Source organism: Caulobacter sp. DWR2-3-1b2 (assembly GCF_049896345.1).
Classification (GTDB): Bacteria; Pseudomonadota; Alphaproteobacteria; order Caulobacterales; family Caulobacteraceae; genus Caulobacter.
This window is the reverse complement of record NZ_JAFCUC010000010.1, coordinates 1-19,181: the sequence shown is the minus strand read 5'-3', so window position 1 is coordinate 19,181 and position 19,181 is coordinate 1. Positions and strand designations below refer to the sequence as shown.

The 19,181-nt window shown below is 67.3% G+C and carries 21 protein-coding genes and 1 tRNA gene; 11 read left to right on the top strand and 11 right to left on the bottom strand.

Translation table 11 applies throughout. The features are described 5' to 3' along the window. Positions 1 to 99: 99 nt before the first annotated feature. A tRNA-Val gene (locus ACP694_RS19190) sits at positions 100 to 174 on the top strand. 418 nt (positions 175 to 592) lie between these two features. Next, a complete protein-coding gene (locus tag ACP694_RS19185) occupies positions 593 to 1,825 on the top strand; it encodes an OmpA family protein (protein WP_426015142.1) in 1,233 nt (410 codons plus the stop codon). A 66-nt stretch (positions 1,826 to 1,891) separates the two neighbouring features. On the opposite strand, the gene mnmD is transcribed toward ACP694_RS19185, so the two are convergent. From mnmD to motA, 3 genes are all read right to left on the bottom strand, one after another. Then, complete coding sequence (mnmD, locus tag ACP694_RS19180) at positions 1,892 to 3,712, bottom strand: tRNA (5-methylaminomethyl-2-thiouridine)(34)-methyltransferase MnmD (protein WP_426015140.1); 1,821 nt, start codon at positions 3,710 to 3,712, stop codon at positions 1,892 to 1,894. An 82-nt stretch (positions 3,713 to 3,794) separates the two neighbouring features. Beyond that, a complete protein-coding gene (locus ACP694_RS19175) occupies positions 3,795 to 4,118 on the bottom strand; it encodes a hypothetical protein (protein ID WP_426015139.1) in 324 nt (107 codons plus the stop codon). A gap of 142 nt (positions 4,119 to 4,260) precedes the next feature. Further along, on the bottom strand, positions 4,261 to 5,130 hold the full coding sequence (gene motA / locus ACP694_RS19170) for a flagellar motor stator protein MotA (RefSeq protein ID WP_426015137.1): 870 nt from the start codon (positions 5,128 to 5,130) through the stop codon (positions 4,261 to 4,263). A 188-nt stretch (positions 5,131 to 5,318) separates the two neighbouring features. On the opposite strand from motA, the gene ACP694_RS19165 reads away from it, so the two are divergent. Continuing rightward, positions 5,319 to 6,659, top strand: coding sequence for an MFS transporter (locus ACP694_RS19165; protein WP_426015136.1), 1,341 nt, complete (start codon positions 5,319 to 5,321; stop codon positions 6,657 to 6,659). Between the two features lie 3 nt (positions 6,660 to 6,662). On the opposite strand, the gene ACP694_RS19160 is transcribed toward ACP694_RS19165, so the two are convergent. The 4 genes from ACP694_RS19160 to ACP694_RS19145 form a co-directional block, all read right to left on the bottom strand. Next, a complete protein-coding gene (locus tag ACP694_RS19160) occupies positions 6,663 to 7,010 on the bottom strand; it encodes a winged helix-turn-helix transcriptional regulator (protein ID WP_426015135.1) in 348 nt (115 codons plus the stop codon). Then, complete coding sequence (locus ACP694_RS19155) at positions 7,007 to 7,192, bottom strand: toxin-antitoxin system TumE family protein (protein WP_426015133.1); 186 nt, start codon at positions 7,190 to 7,192, stop codon at positions 7,007 to 7,009. Before ACP694_RS19155 ends, ACP694_RS19160 begins: the two co-directional genes overlap by 4 nt. A 151-nt stretch (positions 7,193 to 7,343) precedes the next feature. Next, complete coding sequence (locus tag ACP694_RS19150) at positions 7,344 to 8,624, bottom strand: lytic murein transglycosylase (RefSeq protein WP_426015130.1); 1,281 nt, start codon at positions 8,622 to 8,624, stop codon at positions 7,344 to 7,346. Positions 8,625 to 8,660: 36 nt separating this feature from the next. Beyond that, the gene (locus tag ACP694_RS19145; protein ID WP_426015129.1) at positions 8,661 to 9,326 is read right to left on the bottom strand and encodes a class I SAM-dependent methyltransferase; all 666 of its coding nucleotides are present in this window, start codon (positions 9,324 to 9,326) and stop codon (positions 8,661 to 8,663) included. Between the two features lie 150 nt (positions 9,327 to 9,476). Here ACP694_RS19145 and ykgO point away from each other — a divergent pair, with 150 nt between their 5' ends. The 6 genes from ykgO (at position 9,477) to ACP694_RS19115 (ending at position 12,820) form a co-directional block, all read left to right on the top strand. Next, positions 9,477 to 9,602, top strand: coding sequence for a type B 50S ribosomal protein L36 (gene ykgO / locus ACP694_RS19140; protein ID WP_007663273.1), 126 nt, complete (start codon positions 9,477 to 9,479; stop codon positions 9,600 to 9,602). Continuing rightward, on the top strand, positions 9,602 to 10,219 hold the full coding sequence (locus tag ACP694_RS19135) for an HAD-IA family hydrolase (RefSeq protein ID WP_426015127.1): 618 nt from the start codon (positions 9,602 to 9,604) through the stop codon (positions 10,217 to 10,219). The genes ykgO and ACP694_RS19135 overlap by 1 nt, the downstream gene beginning before the upstream one ends. A gap of 180 nt (positions 10,220 to 10,399) precedes the next feature. Then, on the top strand, positions 10,400 to 11,269 hold the full coding sequence (locus tag ACP694_RS19130; protein WP_426015126.1) for an NAD(P)-dependent oxidoreductase: 870 nt from the start codon (positions 10,400 to 10,402) through the stop codon (positions 11,267 to 11,269). Positions 11,270 to 11,342: 73 nt separating this feature from the next. After that, a complete protein-coding gene (locus tag ACP694_RS19125) occupies positions 11,343 to 11,609 on the top strand; it encodes a DUF2312 domain-containing protein (RefSeq protein WP_426015125.1) in 267 nt (88 codons plus the stop codon). Between the two features lie 104 nt (positions 11,610 to 11,713). Continuing rightward, positions 11,714 to 12,043, top strand: coding sequence for a hypothetical protein (locus ACP694_RS19120; RefSeq protein ID WP_426015123.1), 330 nt, complete (start codon positions 11,714 to 11,716; stop codon positions 12,041 to 12,043). A gap of 369 nt (positions 12,044 to 12,412) precedes the next feature. Further along, on the top strand, positions 12,413 to 12,820 hold the full coding sequence (locus tag ACP694_RS19115; RefSeq protein WP_426015122.1) for a hypothetical protein: 408 nt from the start codon (positions 12,413 to 12,415) through the stop codon (positions 12,818 to 12,820). A 47-nt stretch (positions 12,821 to 12,867) separates the two neighbouring features. Here ACP694_RS19115 and ACP694_RS19110 read toward each other — a convergent pair whose 3' ends face one another. The 4 genes from ACP694_RS19110 to ACP694_RS19095 form a co-directional block, all read right to left on the bottom strand. Further along, positions 12,868 to 14,343: a sigma-54-dependent transcriptional regulator gene (locus tag ACP694_RS19110; RefSeq protein ID WP_426015121.1), complete on the bottom strand. Its 1,476-nt coding sequence runs from the start codon at positions 14,341 to 14,343 to the stop codon at positions 12,868 to 12,870. Between the two features lie 158 nt (positions 14,344 to 14,501). Next, positions 14,502 to 14,891, bottom strand: a complete 390-nt coding sequence (locus tag ACP694_RS19105; RefSeq protein WP_426015118.1) for a hypothetical protein — start codon at positions 14,889 to 14,891, stop codon at positions 14,502 to 14,504. Positions 14,892 to 15,072: 181 nt separating this feature from the next. Further along, a complete protein-coding gene (locus ACP694_RS19100) occupies positions 15,073 to 15,411 on the bottom strand; it encodes a type II toxin-antitoxin system PemK/MazF family toxin (RefSeq protein ID WP_426015116.1) in 339 nt (112 codons plus the stop codon). Further along, complete coding sequence (locus ACP694_RS19095; protein WP_426015115.1) at positions 15,408 to 15,638, bottom strand: AbrB/MazE/SpoVT family DNA-binding domain-containing protein; 231 nt, start codon at positions 15,636 to 15,638, stop codon at positions 15,408 to 15,410. The genes ACP694_RS19100 and ACP694_RS19095 overlap by 4 nt, the downstream gene beginning before the upstream one ends. A 101-nt stretch (positions 15,639 to 15,739) precedes the next feature. Between ACP694_RS19095 and ACP694_RS19090 the strand changes: the two genes are divergently transcribed. Together ACP694_RS19090 and ACP694_RS19085 are read left to right on the top strand one after the other, a co-directional pair. Then, a complete protein-coding gene (locus ACP694_RS19090) occupies positions 15,740 to 17,530 on the top strand; it encodes a M3 family oligoendopeptidase (protein ID WP_426015113.1) in 1,791 nt (596 codons plus the stop codon). Positions 17,531 to 17,670: 140 nt separating this feature from the next. Beyond that, positions 17,671 to 19,041, top strand: a complete 1,371-nt coding sequence (locus tag ACP694_RS19085; protein WP_426015111.1) for an ABC1 kinase family protein — start codon at positions 17,671 to 17,673, stop codon at positions 19,039 to 19,041. Positions 19,042 to 19,181 lie beyond the last annotated feature (140 nt).

Here is a 19,181-nt window from a genome sequence, read left to right as displayed (position 1 = left end):
GGCGGCAAGTAAGGCGGCTTGCGCGATCCAGAAGCCGCCGCTATACCCCCACACCTTCCCGCCCGGGACGCTTTTAGAGCGCTCCAGGGCCGCTTTGGCGGACGCGTAGCTCAGCGGGAGAGCACCTCGTTGACATCGAGGGGGTCACAGGTTCAATCCCTGTCGCGTCCACCATCTCCTCCCAAGATTGCGTTGTTGTCGGGCCTTGCGTGCACGGATCTGCTCGGCCGCGAATGGTTCCGCAGCAGGCGCACTTTAAATCTCTGACCGTTGGCGTAACCATTTCCGGTCTGGTGCTTTAGCATTCTGCCGTCTGCAGCGCTTCTTTTGCGCGAAACTCAGGGAATTTGGCGTTTTCACGTGTTGAAGCGGCGTCAAAATCTAGAGTTCACGGCGCGGGGATCAAGAATTCAGTCTCTGATTTCGCCGGTTCGGTTCAAGGTCGGCGGGAGTTGCAGGCTGCAAAGTCGCAATCTCGACGAAATACAGGCCGTTGTGGCGGATCGGCCACACCTATTTCCTGACTTGGCGCGTTTGTCGTCTTGAAGCTGCTCCTGTCGGCTTCAAGACATTCATCTAGAGGGTTCACATCATGAAAATCCGGTTGCTGGCAGGTGTCGCGACGCTTGCGCTCTGCGCCGCGTCAGGCGCCTCCGCCCAAAGTGCATTGAGCGGATGGTACGTCGCCGGCGACGTCGGGTACCACATGACCGACGGCGTCAAGGCGACTTCGTCGGTCAACGCCACAGACGGCCAACCTTACAAATGGACGTTCTCGGCCGACGACGACTGGGCGGGCTTTGGCCGCATCGGTTATCGCTTTACCCCCAACTGGCGGGTCGAAGGCGAATACGGCTATCGCAGCGGCGACATCTCCGGCGTCAAGGGTTCGGCCGGTCGTCCTCAGCCGATCGGTCTGTGCACCGCCGGCCCGATCCGCACCGTGGCCAACCCGACCTGCGGCGAACCGAACGGCGAGCTGAAGGCCACCACCCTGATGGCCAACGTCATCTATGACTTCATGCCCGACTCCAGCTTCCACCCCTTCATCGGGGCGGGCGTCGGCACGGCCTGGGTTCATAACAAGGTCTATGGTCAGCAAGCTGGCCGGGCCGTCACGCCCGTCACCACCGCGCAAATCCAGAACACCAGCTTCGACGACGTCGACCAGGCCCTGGCCTATCAAGGCCTGCTGGGCGTCGCCTGGGACTTCGCTCCGAACTGGTCCCTGGACCTGACGGGTCGCTACCTGGAGACCGACGACCTGCAATGGGGTTCGGTGACCTCGAACGTCAGCCCCGTGGCTGGTGGTTCGGTGACCGATGTCGGCACCTTCAGCGGCAAGTACAAGGACACCTCGATCACCCTGGGCGTCCGTTACACCTTCGGCTCGCCCCCGCCGCCCCCCCCGCCCCCGCCGCCCCCGCCCCCCCCGCCCCCGCCTGAAATGCCGGCTCCCCCGCCGCCGCCGCCTCCGGCTGCTGCGTACGAAGCCAGGGAGTTCGTGGTCTACTTCCCGTTCGATCAGTACGTGCTGACGCCGGAAGCCCAGGCCGTGATCAGCCAGGCGGCTGACTATGCCAAGGGCGGCAACGCCACGAAGATCACCGTGGTCGGCCATACCGACACCTCGGGTTCGCCGAAGTACAACGCCAAGCTTTCCGAACGCCGGGCCAAGGCCGTGGCTGACGGTCTGGTCGGCGCCGGCGTCGCGGCCACCACCCTGGCCGTCGACTGGAAGGGCGAAAGCGCTCCCGCCGTCGCCACCGGCGATGGTGTGAAGGAACCGCTGAACCGCCGTTCCACGATCTCGATCAACTTCTAAAGATCGCGATCAGCACTGAAGTCGAGGGCCCGGCGGCGACGCCGGGCCCTTTTCTTTGGTCGATCGTCAGGGGCTTTGGCGTTCGCCAACGCCCTGTCGCGATGAAAATCGGGCCGGCTCGATGAGCGCCGACAGGGGGCGAGGCAGGGGCGAGGGCACGTCGAGAATTCGGGCGACCAGATGTTCGGCCAACAAAGGCGCCAGGCAGAAGCCGCGCCCACCCAGGCCGCCCATGACCCAAAGCCCCGTCGGCGCGTCCGGAACCGCGCCAGCCAGGGGCAGATGGTCGGCGGTGGTGGCCCGGACGGCCGCGCGCCCCTCGAACGTCGCTGGATCCAGCCTGGCCGCCAGCTTCGGCAAGCCCTTGAAAAGGGCCTCCAGGTTTCGGGCGTGATCGACGGCGCGAATCTCGGTTCCAAGGTCGTCACGATCATGGGTGGCGCCAAACAGCACGCCTTCGCGGGTCGGCGTCGCGTAGCCTCCAAAGGCTACGGGGTCTGGGGCGGTGGCTGGGGCTGGGGCCGGGCCGGTTGTCCAACTGGTCTGACCGCGAATGGGCCGCAGCGGCGCGTCGGGCCATAGCCGGGCCTGCCCGGCGCCTCCGGCCAGGACCACCGCGTCCACTTGCGCCAGGCAACGGTCGTCGACGTCGAACAACCGCCAGGTCGCGTTGTCATGGTTGATGCGAGCGACCAAGGTTGCGGTCAGCGCGCCACGCCAGGCGTCCAGCACGCGGGCCGGCTCCACCACCAGGGCGCTGGTCATCAGCAAGCCGCCCGGCGCGGGCTCGCCCAGGCGCGCGGTGACGGCGTCGGCGTCCAACAAGGCCATGGCGCCAGGCTCGAACAGGTCCTGCTCGGACACGACGGCGTGGCGAGCCTCATCGCGCGGGGCGGCGGGCAGTTTCAGCACCCCGCGGGCGATCACGGCCTCGGGCAGGGTTTCGTACAGCGCCACGGCGCGGGCAAAGGCCTGGGCCGGCAGGGCGGCGCGTAGGCCGCCGCCGGCGTCTACGGCGGGGGTGACCAAGGCGGCGGGATTGCCCGAGGCCGGCGCATGGCCGTCGTCAAACAGGCAGACCTCCAGGCCCTCGGCGCGGCCCGCGCGGGCCAAGGCCGCTCCGGCGATCCCGCCGCCGATCACCGCCAGGCGGCGAGGGCGGGGCGCCGCGACCGGTCCGCCCGGCAGGCGGGCCTCCAGTCGCTCTTTCTTGCGTCCGAAGCCCGGGCGTTTATCGACTTGGAACCCAGCGGCGGCCAGGCCGCGCCGCACCGCGCCGGCCACGGTGAAGGTGGCGGCCCGCGCGCCGGACGCCGATCGTGCGGCGACGGCCGCCATGATCTCCTCGCGCCACATGGCGGGGTTGAGGGCGGGCGAAAAGCCGTCGAGGAACCAGGCGTCGGCCGCGCCGTCCCAGGTCGCCAGCGCCTGTTCGACATCCATGATCGCCAGGTCGAAAGTGGCGTCGAAGCCGGGCAGGTCGACGCGGTGGAAACCGCGCGCCACGCCGGGCCAATGGTCGAGCAGCACCTGGGCCGCTTCGCCCAGCTCCGGCCAGACCGCCAGGGCCCGGGCCGCCTCGTCGCGGGTGATCGGGTGGGCCTCGACCGAGAAGATGTGGAGGCGCTGGCCCGCCACTTTTTTTCGCCGCCACAGGTCCAGCAGGGCGGCGATGTTCAGCCCGGTGCCAAAGCCCAGCTCGCCGACCGTGAAGTGATCGCGTCCCACCCAGGCGGCTGGCAAGCCGCATCCCTCGAGGAACACCGCCCGGGTCTCGGCCAGCCCGTCGGCGCTGGAGAAGTAAACGTCGCCGTACAGCGCTGACAGCGGCATGCCGTCGTCGCGCCAGACGAGCGGAGAATCGGGGGAGGGCGCGGGCTCGCTCATGCCTGCCTTATAGCGAGAGCGGCCCATAGAAGAAGGGCCGCCCTCGCGGACGGCCCTTCCGAAAGCCTTGAAAGGCTTAGGCTTAGTGAGTGGCCGGCGCTTCGGTCTTCTTCTCGACAGTGGTCGTGGTGGTGGTCGTGCCGGCGGCCGGCGCTTCGGCGGCGGTGGTGGCGTCGACGGCCCCAGCCGGAGCGGCGGCGGCGTCGGCGGCGGCCTTGTTGGCGTCGGCGGCGGCGCCGGAGGCGGTCGCGGCGGCGTCGGTGGCGGTGCTGGCCGAGGCGGCGGCGCTTTGAGCCGCGGCGGTCGAGGCGTCGGCGGCCTCTTCCTTCTTGCCGCAGGCGGCGAGCGACAGGGCCGAGACGGCCATGCCGGCGATCAGGATGGTGCGGAGAACCTTGGTGGTCATGGGGCTTCCCTTGCGACTGCTGTGTTCGCTGACGCGGCCTTGGGGCCGCGTCCTGTGATCACAGAACATCAGTTCGAACGCAGGGGCAAGCAGAGAATTCACGGATCCGTGATCGCTGCGTGATCGTCATGTGCGCCCGTTATCAGGCCTCGGCGGGAATGGCCTGCAGCGCGGTCTCCAACTCCAGGAAGCTCGGCTGCGAGGGGGTCGGAACATTACCACGGCCGATCTCGACGCTGATCTGGGCGGCGTTGCCGTGCAGATGGGCCACCAGGACGGCCTGGATGATCTTGTAGAACGAGCCTTCCTCATCGACCACAGCCGTCAGGCGCGTGGCGAACGGGCCGACCATGCCATAGGCCAGGAAGACGCCGAGGAAGGTGCCGACCAGAGCGCCGCCGATCATCGCGCCCAGCACGGCGGGCGGTTCGGTGATCGAGCCCATGGTCTTGATGACGCCCAGCACGGCGGCGACGATGCCCAGGGCGGGCAAGGCGTCGGCCAGGCTTTGCAGGGCGTGGGCCGGGGCCAGGCCCTCGTGGTGGTGCTTTTCGAGTTGCTTCTCCATCGCGTCCTCGACCTGGTGGGGATCTTCCAGGTTCATGGTCATCATCCGCAGGGTGTCGCAGATGAAATCGACGGCGAAGTGGTCCTTGGTGATCTTCGGATAGCGCTGGAAGATCGTGCTGTCGCCCGGCTTTTCGATGTGGCTTTCCAAGGCGATGACGCCCTTGGACTTCATGGTCTTGGTCAGCAGGAACAGCAGGCTCAGCAGGTCGCTATAGTCGCTGGTCTTCCACTTGGGGCCTTTGAAGATCTTGCCGAAGCCGCCGCCGGTGGCCTTGATCACCGTCATCGAGTTCGAGATCAGGAACGAGGCGATGCCCGCGCCGAGAATACACATCAGCTCGTGGGGGGCGGCCTCAATGATCACGTCCATCTTGCCGCCAGACATGATGAAGCTGCCGAACACGAGGCCAAACAGCAGGACGATGCCGATGATCTGGAACATGACGAAGAGAGCCCTGGGTAACTTGCGCCCGGATCATCGCCGTCAATGCTTAATCCAAGGTGAGCGTGAGGCGCGCTCCCAGAAGGGCATGTTGCGCCTTTCGCCACACCCGCCTAACAAGTGTTTGACGGCCGATGGAGCCAAAGCCGGTTCAACGGCGTCCTCCCGCGTCGCTTGGGAGGGAGAGCATGACGCAGTCCGGTCCGGACCCGCAGGCGAACGCCAGCCTGGATGAGCGGGCCAAGGGCAGGGCCTTCGCCATCCTGTTCGCCGTGCTGCTGTCCAGCGCCGCCGGCAACACCGCCCTGCAGACCGTGCTGCCGGCCATTGGCCGCGAGGTGGGCATTCCGGACGTGCTGATCAGCTCGATCTTCTCGCTGTCGGCCCTGCTGTGGGGCGTGATGTCGCCGGTCTGGGCGCGAATGTCCGACAAGCGGGGGCGCAAGCCGATGGTCGTGCTGGGCATGGCCGGTTTCGCGATCTCGATGCTGGGCTTTGGCTTCTTCATCTTCATGGGCCTGAAGGGCCTGATGGTTCCGCTGGCGGTGTTCGCAGGCGCGGCCCTGTCGCGGGCGATCTTCGGCCTGGTCGGCTCGGCCTCGAACCCTGCGGCCCAGGCCTATGTCGCCGACCGCACCGCGCCGGCCGACCGCACCAACGCCCTGGCCACCATGGCCTCGGCCAGCGGGCTGGGGACGATCCTCGGTCCGGCCGTGGCGCCGTTCCTGGTCTTTCCGCTGGTGACGCTGGCCGGGCCGATGTTCTCGTTCGCCCTGATCGCGGTGATCGTGCTGGTGCTGGTCGTGCGCGGGCTGCCAGAGAAGCCGGAGGAGATCCCCGACCGGGAAGGCGCCGCCGACCACAAGCCCCGCGCCCGGGTGCGCTGGAACGACCGGCGGATCATGCCCTTCATCATCTTCGGCTTTCTCCTGGCCAGCGCCCAGACCGTGAACCAACAGACCCTGGGCTTCATGGTCATCGACAAGCTGCAGATCTCGCCGGCCAAGGCCGCCGCCTTCGCGGGCGTGGCGATGATGGCCGGCGCGGTGGCCAGCCTGCTCGCCCAATGGGGCCTGATCCGCATGCTGCGCCTGAAGCCTCGCCAACTGCTGTGGGTGGGCGCCGGCTGCGCGGCCGTGGGCAATCTGATCGTCGCCTTCTCGCCCGACTACCATACCCTCGTGGTGGCTTTCGCGCTGTGCAGCCTGGGCTATGGCTTCGCGCGGCCGGGCTTCACCGCCGGCGCCTCGCTGTCGGTGGGGCACGAGGAGCAGGGGGCGGTGGCCGGGGCCATCAGCGCCATCAACGGGGCTTCGGTGATCATCGCCCCGGTGCTTGGCGTGGCGCTCTACAAGTGGGCCCATCCGTCGCCCTACCTGCTGAACCTGGCGATCCTGTCGGGCCTGGTCGCCTACGCCCTGATCGACCCGATCATGCGCAAGGTCGGCGACGCCGAGCAGGCCCAGGAGCGCCGCGACGAAAGCCAGGTCATCGACGCCAGCTCGATCGACGCGACGGGGCCGCACTGAGGCCTACGCCGAGCTCGCTTCGAGCGTGAAGTCAACGTGAACCGCGTCATAGGGAAAGATCACGCCGCCGCCGGCAGCGCTCTCTATGACGCCCGCTGCGATCAAGGCCCGCACGTCGCCATGTACCGCCTTGACGTCACGCCCGACGCGGCGAGCGACCTCGCGGATCGATAGAGCGCCCTGAGCCCTCATGGCTCGCAGGATCTCCCAGCGTTTTCGGGTCAAGGTGCTCCAAAGAAGGTCGGTTGAGGCGAACGAAATTCGCGCGCTTTGGGGCTTGCCCTCGAACGCCCCCAGGGCGCGTCGGTTGACGTCTTCGCGCAAGCCGATGGAAAGGGTCACGGTGTTCATTGGGGCCTCCACGCATCGACCGCGTTCCAGAAGTCAGCCAGAAGGTGCTCTGAAGACCTGAAGGCGTAGACCTGTTCACGCTCTCTTTCGTGCTTGTGATCGCCCTTGCCGGCCTCGTTGTCATAGCGAAGCGCGCAGACGCCACTGACCACGTAGACCAGCGCGTATTGGAAATCGTGCATCGACCCAAGCACCGGTCGGCTTACACGTTAAATCCGCATCTCCACAAAAGCGGCGTCAGCAAGCAGGTGACGTTCGCGAAGGAGCAACTCCGCCTTCATGTTGGACTTTATGCCAACAGTTCGGCCTGTTGTCGACTACTCCAACGGATGCTTAGCCAATCCCCGCCTGGGCCTTCAGCCGCGCCACCATGTCGGACGACAGATAGCCGTCGGCCGGCAGGCGGCGGTCCTGTTGCCAGGCGCGCAGGGCCTTGCGGGTGCCGGCCCCGATCACGCCATCGGCTGGGCCGGGGTCGAAGCCCAGGCGGGAGAGGGCGATCTGGGCGGCCATCCGGTCGGCCAGCGAGAGCGGCGTCTCGACCGGCCAGGATGCAACCAGCGGCCCGCCGCCGGCGAAGCGGTCGGCCAGCAGGCCGATCCCCAGGGCGTAGGACGTCGAGTTGTTGTAGGTGCGGATCGCGAAATGGTTGGGCAGGGCCAGGAAGGCCGGACCCGCTGCCCCGGCCGGCAGGATCAGGCCGGCGGGCGAGGCGGCGTCGGCGGCCGTCCAGAGCAGGCCATCGGCACGCCGCACGCCCAGCGCTTCCCACCAGGACGGGATTTCGCGCGGCCCCTCGGCCAGGCTGTAGTCGAAGCCAGCGGGCAGGATGACTTCCTTGGCCCAGCCGACGCCGGGCTTCCAGCCGCCCTTCTTTAGCAGGTTGGCGGCCGAGGCCAGGCTGTCGCTGTCGCTGCCCCAGATGTCGCGATGACCGTCACCGTCGTTGTCGACGGCGGTGGTCAGGTAGTTGGACGGCAGGAACTGGGTCTGGCCCATGGCCCCGGCCCACGAGCCGCGCAGCTGGGCGCGGGTGGCCTCGCCTGAATCGATGATCTTCAGGGCGGCGATCAACTCGCCCTCGGCCCAGGTCCGGCGGCGCCCGTCGGCGGCCAGGCTGGCCATCGAGCGCACGACGTCGAAACTGCCCTGCAGCTTGCCAAACGCCGACTCCATGGCCCAGACGGCCAGCAGGATGTCGCGCGGCACGCCGTAGCGGCTCTCCACGCCCGGCAGGAAGGTCAGGGTTTCGCGCTTGCCCTGGCCCACGGCCACGCGGTCGTCGCTAATCACGCCTTTGATATAGTCGCCGACCGGCTTGGAGAATTCCGGCTGCCTGCCATCCAGCGACACCACCTTGGGATCGGGCGTCACGCCGTTCAGTTCGCGGTCGAGCAGGGCCTGGCTCAGGCCGGCGGCCAAGGCCCTCTGCTTGAAGGCGGCCAGCCAGGCGTCGAAATTGATGTCGCCGCCCGCCGTCACCGGCTTCGGCGCGGGCGGCATGGGGGCGGGGCCAAGCGGCGTCGGTGCGGCGGTCGAAGGCGACAACGGAGCGTTGGTCGAGGTGTCGGCGCAACCCGCCAACAGCAGAACGAGAAAAACGCGTCTATCCATGACGGCAGGCTAACGGGGTTTGTACCAAGGCCGCAATCACAAGGGCGACAGAGCGGTGAAGGTTGCGGCCTGCCGCGTTCGATCTGCGGCGTTTTCGGCCTGGAACGCCAGGATCGTCCAGGTGACGCCTGCCAGTCGGTTGGCCGGCTGGATGGAGTCCTGCGTCTCGTGGACCAGGATCCGAAGGTCTGCGGCCTGGGCCAAGGCGATGGTCTCGGTGGCCGCAACCGCGAACATTCGGCGACCGGGAGGGACGGGGCCATGGCGCAACGAGAGGATCAGCACGCCGCGCTCCGCCAAGAGGGCCGAGAGGTTCGGCATGGCCCTCCGCCTCTCGTCTTCGTCCAGATGCATCCAGACCGCCGATAGCAGGACGAGGTCGAACGTCTCGCCGCGCGCCAGAACGGCCGACAGATCCGGCAGGCTGTCGTCCAGCCATGTGATGGCGGGATGATCGTGGCGGGCGATCGCGCCGGCCAGCAAGGCCGGCGTCGGTTCCACGGCCAGCACGGTGTGTCCCAGGTTCGCGAAGTCGGCGGCGTCGCGACCGCTTCCAGCCCCGATGTCGAGGATCCTGCCGGGCGGGGCGGGGTGGACGCTGAGCACCGCGGCGTGCTTGTCGGCGAAGGCGACATTTTCCGAGCGTTCGAAGAACGCCGCGACGTCCTGGTCGTAGCCCTGGGTTCCGGCGACCCTGGTCATGTCATCGCGCTTCCTTGAGTGACCTGATACCTATGGCGCGCATTGACTCCGCTGCCTGTGCTGCTTATACGCCTGCCCTCCGAAACACCCCGGATGTTCCTTTCGCCAGCATGGCGGTCGCGAACCTCTCCGCTGAGTATAGAGACGGTCATGAAGGTTCGTAGCTCGCTGAAGTCGCTGAAGTCGCGTCACCGCGATTGCAAGTTGGTCCGCCGCAAGGGCGTGGTCTACATCATCAACAAGACCGATCCGCGCTTCAAAGCCAAGCAGGGCTGATGACGCCCGCACGGCCTCCCAGGGCGATGCTCTGGGACGTCGGCAACGTCATCGTGCGCTGGAATCCGCGCACGCTCTACGCGAAAATCTTCAAGGAACCGGTTCATCTGGATCGGTTCCTTTCGCATGTCGGGACTATGGACTGGCACGCGGCCACTGATCGCGGCGTCACTTTCGCCGACAACATCGCCGCGCTGAGCGCCGAGCATCCCCACCATGCCGAGCACATCGCCGCCTGGTGGGCCCGTTGGCCCGAAATGTTCTCAGGACCCTTGGCCGAGACCGAGTCGGTGATCGAGGCCCTGGCGGCCCGCGACGTGCCGCAGTTCGCCCTGACCAACATGTCGTCCGAGAGCTGGCCCGGCGTGCAGGCCATGAGCCCGGTCTTCCGCCATTTCCGCGACGCCGTGGTTTCCGCCGAAGAGCGGGTGCTCAAGCCCGAGCCGCGGATCTACGAGATTGTGCTGGAGCGCACGGGCCTGGAAGCCGCCGACCTGCTGTTCGTCGATGACAGCGCCGCCAATATCGCGGCGGCGTCGGCGATGGGCTTCCACACCCACCACTTTACCGACCCGGCGGCCCTGCGCCCGGCGATCGAGAAGCACGGCTTGCTCTGAAATCCCTTCTCCCCTTGCGGGAGAAGGTGGCGCGAAGCGCCGGATGAGGGGTTGAAGAACGCGCCCGCCGCGACCAGTTGATCGATTTGGCCGAACGTCGGACGTTTGAGAGACCCTTCATCCGTCGGCCTTCGGCCGCCACCTTCTCCTGCAAGGGGAGAAGGAAGACAGGAGCTTCCCATGGACATCGGTTTCATCGGCCTGGGGGCCATGGGTAAGGCCATGGTGGAGAACCTGCTGGAGAAGGGCCACGCCGTAACGGTGTGGAACCGCTCGCCCGGCCCGGCGACGCACTTGGCCGCCTCGGGCGCCAAGGTCGCCGAAACGATCGAGGAGGCGCTGCAGGGCGACATGGTCCTGTCGATCCTGGCTCATGACCAGGCGATCCGTGAGGTGCTGCTGGACGCCCTGCCGCGCGCCAGGCCTGGTTTGACGCACGTCAACCTGGCCACCATCTCCACGGCCTTCGCACGCGAACTGGCCGACCGGCACGCCGCGCTGGGCCTGGGCTACGTGGCCGCCCCGGTGTTTGGCCGCCCACCGGTGGCGCGGGCCGGCGGGCTGAACGTGCTGGCGGCCGGCGCGCCCGACGCCGTGGCCCAAGCCCTGCCGGTGCTGGGAGCCCTGGCGGCCAAGGTCTGGCCGATGGGCGAGGATCCGGTTCGCGCCAACGCCGTCAAGATCGCCGGCAACCTGATGATCGTCGCCGCCGTCGAAGCCATGGGCGAGGCCACCGCCCTGGGCGCGGCGCACGGCGTGCCGGCCGCCGATCTGCTGGAGGTCCTGACCAGCACCCTCTTTGCCGCCCCGATCTACAAGATCTATGGCGGCATGATCGCCGAGGGGCGCTACCACCCACCAGGCTTCGCCGCCGACCTGGCGCTGAAGGACGTGCGCCTGGCCCAGGCCGCGGGCGCGGACAAGGGTCTGTCCCTGCCGCTGGCCGACCTGGTCGAGGGCGGGCTGGAGGCCTTGCTGGCGGGTGGGGGCGAAACCCCCGACCTGGCCGCCTTGGCGGAAGTCTCGCGCGGACGTGTCGAGGGCCGCTGAATCCGCCTTCCACTCGCGGCCCGTTGCCACTAGGTTCCCGGCCTTTCCGCCCTCCGACACATGCGAGACGACCATGGCCGACGACGCCGCCCATTCAGACGTCCTGAACTCCACCGCCCAAGGCCAGCTGAAAAGCATCATCGATCGGATCGAGCGCCTCGAGACCGAGAAGGGCGAGATCGCCGAGCAGATCAAGGAGGTCTATGCCGAGGCCAAGGGCAACGGCTTCGACGTCAAGATCCTGCGCAAGGTGGTCCGCATCCTCAAGCAGGACCGCGCCAAGCGCCAGGAAGAGGATGCGATCCTGGACCTGTACCTGTCAGCCGTCGGCGCGATCTAACGAGCGAACGGGGACCTCGCAATGCGAGCGTCCCCGTTCGTAGCCAACCAAGTTGGCCATTTTTCTCCGTGCGTCTGGCCGCCGACGCCCGCTAGTCTGTCGCCATGCGCGCCAGCAAGCCGCCCGATCCCCGAGCCCAGGCCCGCAAGGCGGCGTTGAACGCCCTGAAGCGTGCGCGGCGTGCGGCCGACAAGATGGGAATCGAGCTGTCCGAATGGGAGGGCGAGTTCCTGGGCTCGGTCGCTCAGCGCATCGAGACCTACGGCCGGGCGTTCGGCGATCCCGAGAAGGGCGGCGCCGGCCAGGCCATGTCGGTCAACCAGACCCTCAAGCTCAAGGAAATCGCCGCCAAGGCGAAAGGCGAGCGCAAGCCGATGAAGCGCGGCAAGGGTTTTGGCCGCCGACACCAGATCAATGCTTCGAGCAAGGACTAAAGGCGCTCGTCTCAAGCGTGAAACGCCTAAGCAAAACCTCAAAATGAGCAAAAGTGGTAATCTTGGTCAACAACCAATGCGGTATCGAAAGTCGTGGTGTCAATCCCCTATAAGCATTGATTTTATTGCTTAATAACAGTGATCGGCGAACGACGTTAAGTCTCTGGAAAGGAACAGAGCCGAAAATTCGTGGATACTTGAAGGTATATTTCTTAATCATTTTTTACGGCGCAGCTTGTCCGCAAAACGCGGGCAGGCGACGCCCCGCGATAGCGTGACCGCGGGGGAAGTTTCACGCACGACGGACATTTTCCTATGGCGAGCACCTACGAATATCTTTTGAGACGCAAGGCGGATTTGGAGATCCGCATGATCGAGGCGCAGAAGCGGGCTCAAGCCCCTTTCCAGGGCGAGCTGAAGGCCTTGAGCCTGGCGCTCGGGGCGATCGAACAGGCCGGACTGGTGGAGGGGGTGGTAGCCGCCGAAACCGCCAGCTTCGCCGCCGACGCGCCCGTCCGACGCGGCCGCAAGAGCCGCTCGGTTCGCGAGATGGTCCTGTTGGTCCTAGGCAAGGGCCACACGGTGACTCCAGCCGCCGAGATCACCCGGCAGCTGACGCAACGGTGGGGGCGCGCCGTGCCGCTGGCGACGGTGACGGCCGAACTTAAAGGTCTGGAGCTGGAAGGCGCCGCCCGTCGGGCGGGCGACGGCTGGCTAAGGCTGGAGGCGCCTCTCGACGGGACGCCCTCCTTCAATTCCGCGCTGAAAATGGCCTGACGATCAGGCCTTGGACCGCCATCCGCCGTGGATCTGACCGCCGCTGGTCACGACGCTTCCCGCATGTCGACGTCGATGCCCTGTTCGCGCACCTTGCGATAGAGGGTCGAGCGACCGATGCCGAGGCGGCGGGCCACTTCGCTCATATGGCCGGCATAGACCTCGATGGCGTGCTGGATCAGGTCGCGCTCGATCTCTTCCAGCGTCCGCAAGTGACCGCGGTCGTCGAGGATGCGAACCGGCGAGTCCGGTGTGGGCGTGCGCGCCATGGCGGCGCGGGCGGCCTGCAGCACGGCGGGCAGGTCGGGGGTAGAAGGCGTGGAGGCGACGGCCTCCGGCAGGGGGGGCACGACGCCCGAAATGGCCGGGAAGTCATAGGGCTGCAGATAGGGCGCGTCGGCCAGGATGATGGCGCGATAGACCGCGTTCTCCAGCTGGCGGACATTGCCGGGCCAGTCGAAGGCGTTGAGGAAGCCCAGGGTCTCCGGCGCGGCGCCGACCACCCGCTTGCCCTCTTCGATGTTGAAGCGGCGGATGAAGGCCTCGACCAGGGCCGGGATGTCGTCGCGACGTTCGCGCAGGGACGGGGCCTCGATCGGGAAGACGTTCAGGCGGTAATAGAGGTCCTCGCGGAACCGGCCTTGCTGGACGGCGTGGGCCACGTCGCGGTTGGTGGCCGAGACGATGCGCACGTCCACCTTCTGCGAGCGCTTGGAGCCGATCGGGTCGATCTCACCCTCCTGCAGGGCGCGCAGCAGCTTGACCTGCATGTCCAGCGGCAGTTCGCCGACCTCGTCCAGGAACAGGGTGCCGCCGTCGGCCTCCTTGAACTTGCCCAGGTGCTTGTCGGTGGCGCCGGTGAAGCTGCCCTTTTCGTGGCCGAACAGGATCGACTCGACCAGGTTCTCCGGAATGGCGCCGCAGTTGACCGCCACGAACGGCTTGCCGGCCCGCTCAGAGGCGCCGTGCACGGCTCGGGCGATCAGCTCCTTGCCGACCCCGCTTTCGCCGGTGATCAGGATGGGGATCGAGCTCTTGGCGGCCCGCTCGCCCATGCGCTTGACCAGGGTCATGGCCGGCGAGGTTCCGATCAGGTCGGCGAAGGTGGTGCGGTTGCCGGCCCGCTTGGTCAGCCGCTCGACCTCGCCCTTCAGCGAGGTCATCGACAGGGCGTTGCGGATCGAGACGGTGATCCGCTCGGGGCTGGCCGGCTTGATGAAGAAGTCGGTGGCGCCGGCCTGCATGGCCTTGACCACGGTGTCGACGCCGCCGCTCGCCGTCAGCACGATCACCGGCTGGGCAAAGCCGCGCGCCCGCACTTCCTGCAGGGTCTCGTGGCCCGTCATGCCGGGCATGACCAGGTCCAGCAGCACCACATCCACCGGCGCGCCGCTGGCCAGGTGAGCCATGGCCGCGTCGCCGTTCTCGGCGTGCGAGACCGCGAAGCCGTCGCGCTCGAGCACGGCCTGGATCAGCCGACGTTGAGTCGGATCGTCGTCGACGACGAGAACCGTCTTGGTCATTTGAAGACACCCACTGAACCGGCCGCGTCCGACATGGGACAGGGCTCTTGTTGGTTCAGAGTGATACAGGACGGGTGTAAAGACCGGGTTTCGGAGACGTGAGTCAGGGATTAACGGTCGCCCTTAACGCGGGGTAACGAACGGCCGCTTAGACGATGTCAGCCGGCCTTGCCGGGGTTGATCCGGCGGATCTCGCCGCCGCTCTGGCTGACCCGCCGCGCGTCGATGCGGGTCTCGCCCTCGGGGCCGACATGGCAGACGCCGGCGAAGTGGGTTTTGCGGGCGGTCTTCTTCTCGGTGGTGATCGCCTCGAACCGCACGTCCATCGCCCCGTCGGCGCGCTTGGCGTCGGTGTCCATATTGGTGACCTCAAGGCCCGTGAGCGGGCCAATATTGAACTTCTCCTTCAACCGCTCGGTGCAGCTGTGGAAGATGAACACGCTGCGCACCGAGGTCGCGAACCAACCCATGGGTTTGTCCGTCGCCATGGCCGACGGCGCGGCGGCAAGACTCAGCACAATGGCGATAGCGGCGGCGACGCGGAGCATCGAAGGTCCCTCAACGATGGAACAAGGATATTCGGGAGCGGGCTCCGGCGCATTTTAATTCGCGGTAATGGTGGGGGCTAGAGCATTTTTCGAGCGAAGTCGTTCCGGTTCGCGTGAAGAAAAATGCGTCAAAACAGAAGATTAGAGCTCACGGCCTGACGCAGTCAGGTCGGGAAGTGCTCTAGAGGCCCAGTAACGCCGAGAGCTTGCCGCGCACGGCTTCCAAGGTGGCAGGCGCGCAAAAACCGGCAGGCTTGGCGAAGCGCGCGCGCCAATCGACGCAACGCGCCTGATCGACCAGGACCGCGCCCTCGACGGGATCATTGGCCGCCAGCGCGACCTCCAGCGGCCAGCCGCGAGCCCTGCTGGTAATCGGCGCGACCATGGCTCGACCCGTCGCGGCGTTATAGCCGCTATCCGAAAGGGTCAGGGCCGGTCGGCGTCCTGACTGTTCCGTGGCTTGGGTCGGGGCGAAATCGAGCCAGACGATCTCGCCAGGAACGGGCGACCAGTCGCTCACCAGACTTCGCTGCCGCGCGGGGCGTCGTCGAATTCCAGCGGCGGAGGATCACCGTCGATCTGGGCGACCAACGCCTTGATGTCCCACTGGCGCGGGCGCAGCGTCAGGGCGCCGTCCTGGATCGTCAGGTCGAGGGGGGAACCGTCGCGCAGGCCGATCGCTTCCACCGCGTCCTTCGGCAGGCGGACGGCGAGGCTGTTGCCCCACTTGGCGACGGATGCGCGCATGGCTCGATCTCCGGCTGAAGTATCTACAATGTAGAGCAATGACTTCGAAATTCAATCCGTCGCGATTGCGTCCACCCCCTCACGCGCCATATCGGTAGACCATGAACGCCCCCTTCAAGAACGACGCCCTGCCCGAGTGGACGCTCGCCGACCTCTATGCCGGTCGCGATGATCCGCAGATCGAAACCGACCTGGCCGCCGCCAAGGCCGCCAATGACGAACTGACCTCGCTGGAGGGCTTGTTCCTGCAGGCCCGCGGCGAGCCAGAGCGCCTGGGCGTTCTGCTGGATCGCGGGATCAAGCTGTACGAGCAGGCGACCAACGGCCTGTGGAGCGTGGGGGCCTATGCCAGCCTGGCGACCTCGGTCGCCCGCGACGACCCGGCCTGGGCCAAGTTTGAGGGCGACCTGCGGGCTCGCGCCTCGCAGATCGCCGCCGAGAGCCTGTTCTTCTCGCTGGAGCTGAACCAGCTTGAGGACGGTGAGCTGGAAGCGGCCTTGCAGGCCCATCCCGCCGCCAAGCGCTGGACACCGTGGCTACGCCGCCTGCGCCTGTCGCGGCCCCACGAGCTGTCGCCTGACTTGGAGCGCTACATCGTCGATCGCAGCCCGGCGGTGTCCAACTGGGTGCGGCTCTATGACGAGACCCTGGCCAAGCTGACCGCCAAGGTGGGCGACGAGACCCTCACCCTGCCCGAGGCCCTGAACCGGTTGTCGGACGCCGACAGCCAACGCAGGAAGGCCGCCGCCGACGCCCTGGCTCAGGCGCTGGAAGAGCGTGTCTCGACCCAGGCGCTGGTCATGAACACCCTGGCGTTCGAAAAGCAGGTCGAGGATCGCTGGCGGCATTTCGACAGTCCCGCCCAGTCGCGCCACCTGGCCAACGAGGTCGACGGCGACGCCGTCGACGCCCTGGAAGCCGCCGTGGTCGAGGCTTATCCGCGCTTGTCACACCGCTATTACGCGCTGAAGGCCAAGATCATGGGCCGCGAGACCCTGGACTATTGGGACCGCAACGCGCCCCTGACCGCCGCCACCCCCCGCGCCTATGGCTGGGATGAGGCGCGCGAGATCGTGCTCGACAGCTACCAGGCCCTGGCCCCCAAATTCGCCGACACCGCCCGGACCTTCTTCGCCGAGCCGTGGATCGACGCCCGCCCCCGCGTCGGCAAGCAGTCGGGGGCCTATTCGCACCCGGTCACCGCCGACCGTCACCCCTACGTCTTCATGAACTTTATGGGCGAGCGGCGCGACGTGCTGACCCTGGCCCACGAACTGGGCCACGCCGTGCACCAGACCCTGTGCGCGCCGCTGGGCACCCTGCTGGCCGACACCCCCCTGACCCTGGCCGAGACCGCCTCGATCTTCGGCGAGGGCCTGGTGTTCGACCGGCTGCTGGCCGAGGCCACCCCGGCTGACCGCAAGGGGCTGCTGGCGGGCAAGATCGAGGACGGGCTCAACACCGTGGTCCGCCAGATCGCCTTCCACCGCTTCGAGCGGCGTTTTCACGAAGCCCGCGAAGCGGGCGAGTTGGCTCCAGACCAGATCGGCCAGCTGTGGGTCGAGGTGATGGCCGAGAGCCTGGGCCCGGCCGTGACCCTCAATGCGGGCTATGAGCACTACTGGGCCTATGTCAGCCACTTCGTGCACGCGCCGTTCTATGTCTATGCCTATGCGTTCGGTGACCTGCTGGTGCGCGGCCTGATGGAAAAGCGCCGCGAGAACCCGGCGGCGTTCGCGCCGCTCTACGAGGACCTGCTGGCGGCCGGCGGCACCCGCACCTATGTCCAGGCGCTGGAGCCGTTCGGGCTGAACCCGCGCGACAAGGCCTTCTGGGCGGCGGGCTGCGCGCAGCTGGAGCGGTTGGTGGACGAGTTCGAGGCCTTGGTGTGAGGCGCGGCCCTGCACTCTTAAGTCCTCCCCTTTTGGGGGAGGTGGCGCGAAGCGCCGGAGGGGGGAGTAATCCCACGCCGGCCGACTCCCCCCTCCGTCGGCTTCACCGACACCTCCCCCACAGAGGGACGACCTAGAGCATGGCCGATAATCCCAGAGACCCCGAACGTGACCGCCTCGCCGGTCGCCTGACCCGCTTCGCCAAGGTCGGGGCCGGCCTGTCGGGCGCGGCCGTCAGCTACGGCGCCAACAGCCTGTTCGGCGGCGACAGCGCCGACGCCCGCAACGCCAAGGCCCTGAAGGCGGCCTTGGGCGGTCTCAAGGGTCCGCTGATGAAGGCGGCCCAGATGTTCGCCACCGTGCCCGACCTGCTGCCGCCGGAATTCGCCGCCGAGCTGGCCGAGCTGCAGACCAACGCCCCCGCCATGGGCTGGCCGTTCGTCCGCCGCCGGATGGCCGCCGAGCTGGGGCCGGAGTGGGAGGGTCGTTTCCACAGCTTCGAGCACGAGGCCGCCGCCGCCGCGTCCCTGGGCCAGGTGCACCGCGCCGTCGGGCCCGACGGTCGCGCCCTGGCGGTGAAGCTGCAATATCCGGACATGCAGAGCGCGGTCGAGAGCGATCTGGGTCAGCTGCGCGGCCTGTTTGGACTGTTCAAGCGCATGGACGGCTCGATCGACCCGACCGAGATGATCGTCGAGATCGGCGACCGCCTGCGCGAGGAGCTGGACTACGAGCGCGAGGCCAAGCTGATGGCGCTCTATGGCGACTTCTTCTCTGGCCGCGCCGAGATCCTGGTGCCCCAGCCCGTGCTATCGCTGTCGACCAAGCGACTGCTGAGCATGACCTGGATGCAGGGGCAGGGGTTGCTGGCCTTCAAGGACGCGCCTCAGGAGACCCGCGACCGCATCGCCGCCCTGCTGTTCGAGGCCTGGTGGACCCCGATGACCAAGCTGGGGATCATTCATGGCGACCCGCATCTGGGCAACTACACCTTTGGCGGGCCCGAGGGCGGCGATGGCGCGGCGCATCTGAACCTGCTGGACTTTGGCTGTATCCGCATCTTTCCGCCGCGCTTTGTCGCCGGGGTGGTGCGGCTCTATCGCGGCCTGCTGAACGACGACCGCGCCGAGCAGAGGGAGGCCTATCGCAGCTGGGGCTTCGCCAATCTCAATGACGACCTGGTCGATGTGCTGAACGTCTGGGCGCGGTTCATCTACGGCCCCTTGCTGGACGACCGGGTGCGCACCGTCGCCGACGATGTGCCGCCCGGCGAATATGGCCGCCGCGAGGCCTTCAAGGTGCGCCAGGCCCTGAAGGAAAAGGGGCCGATCACCATCCCCCGCGAGTTCGTGTTCATGGACCGCGCCGCTATCGGCCTGGGCGCGGCGTTCTTGCACCTTGGGGCGCGGCATAATTGGAAGGCGCTGTTCGAGGCCTCGTTGGAGGGCTTCTCGGAAGAGGGCCTGGCCCAGCGCCAGGCGGCGGTGTTGAGCGCGGCGGGGGTCACCTAGTCCGCTCATCCCGGCGAATGCCGGGATGTGGATTCACACTTGAAGTGCAACAGGGCGTAGACCTCGGCGGGTGTCTGGAAGCCCAGGCACTTTCGAGGCGTGTGGTTGTGGAGCCTGTTGAGCCACAGGATGTCGTCCAG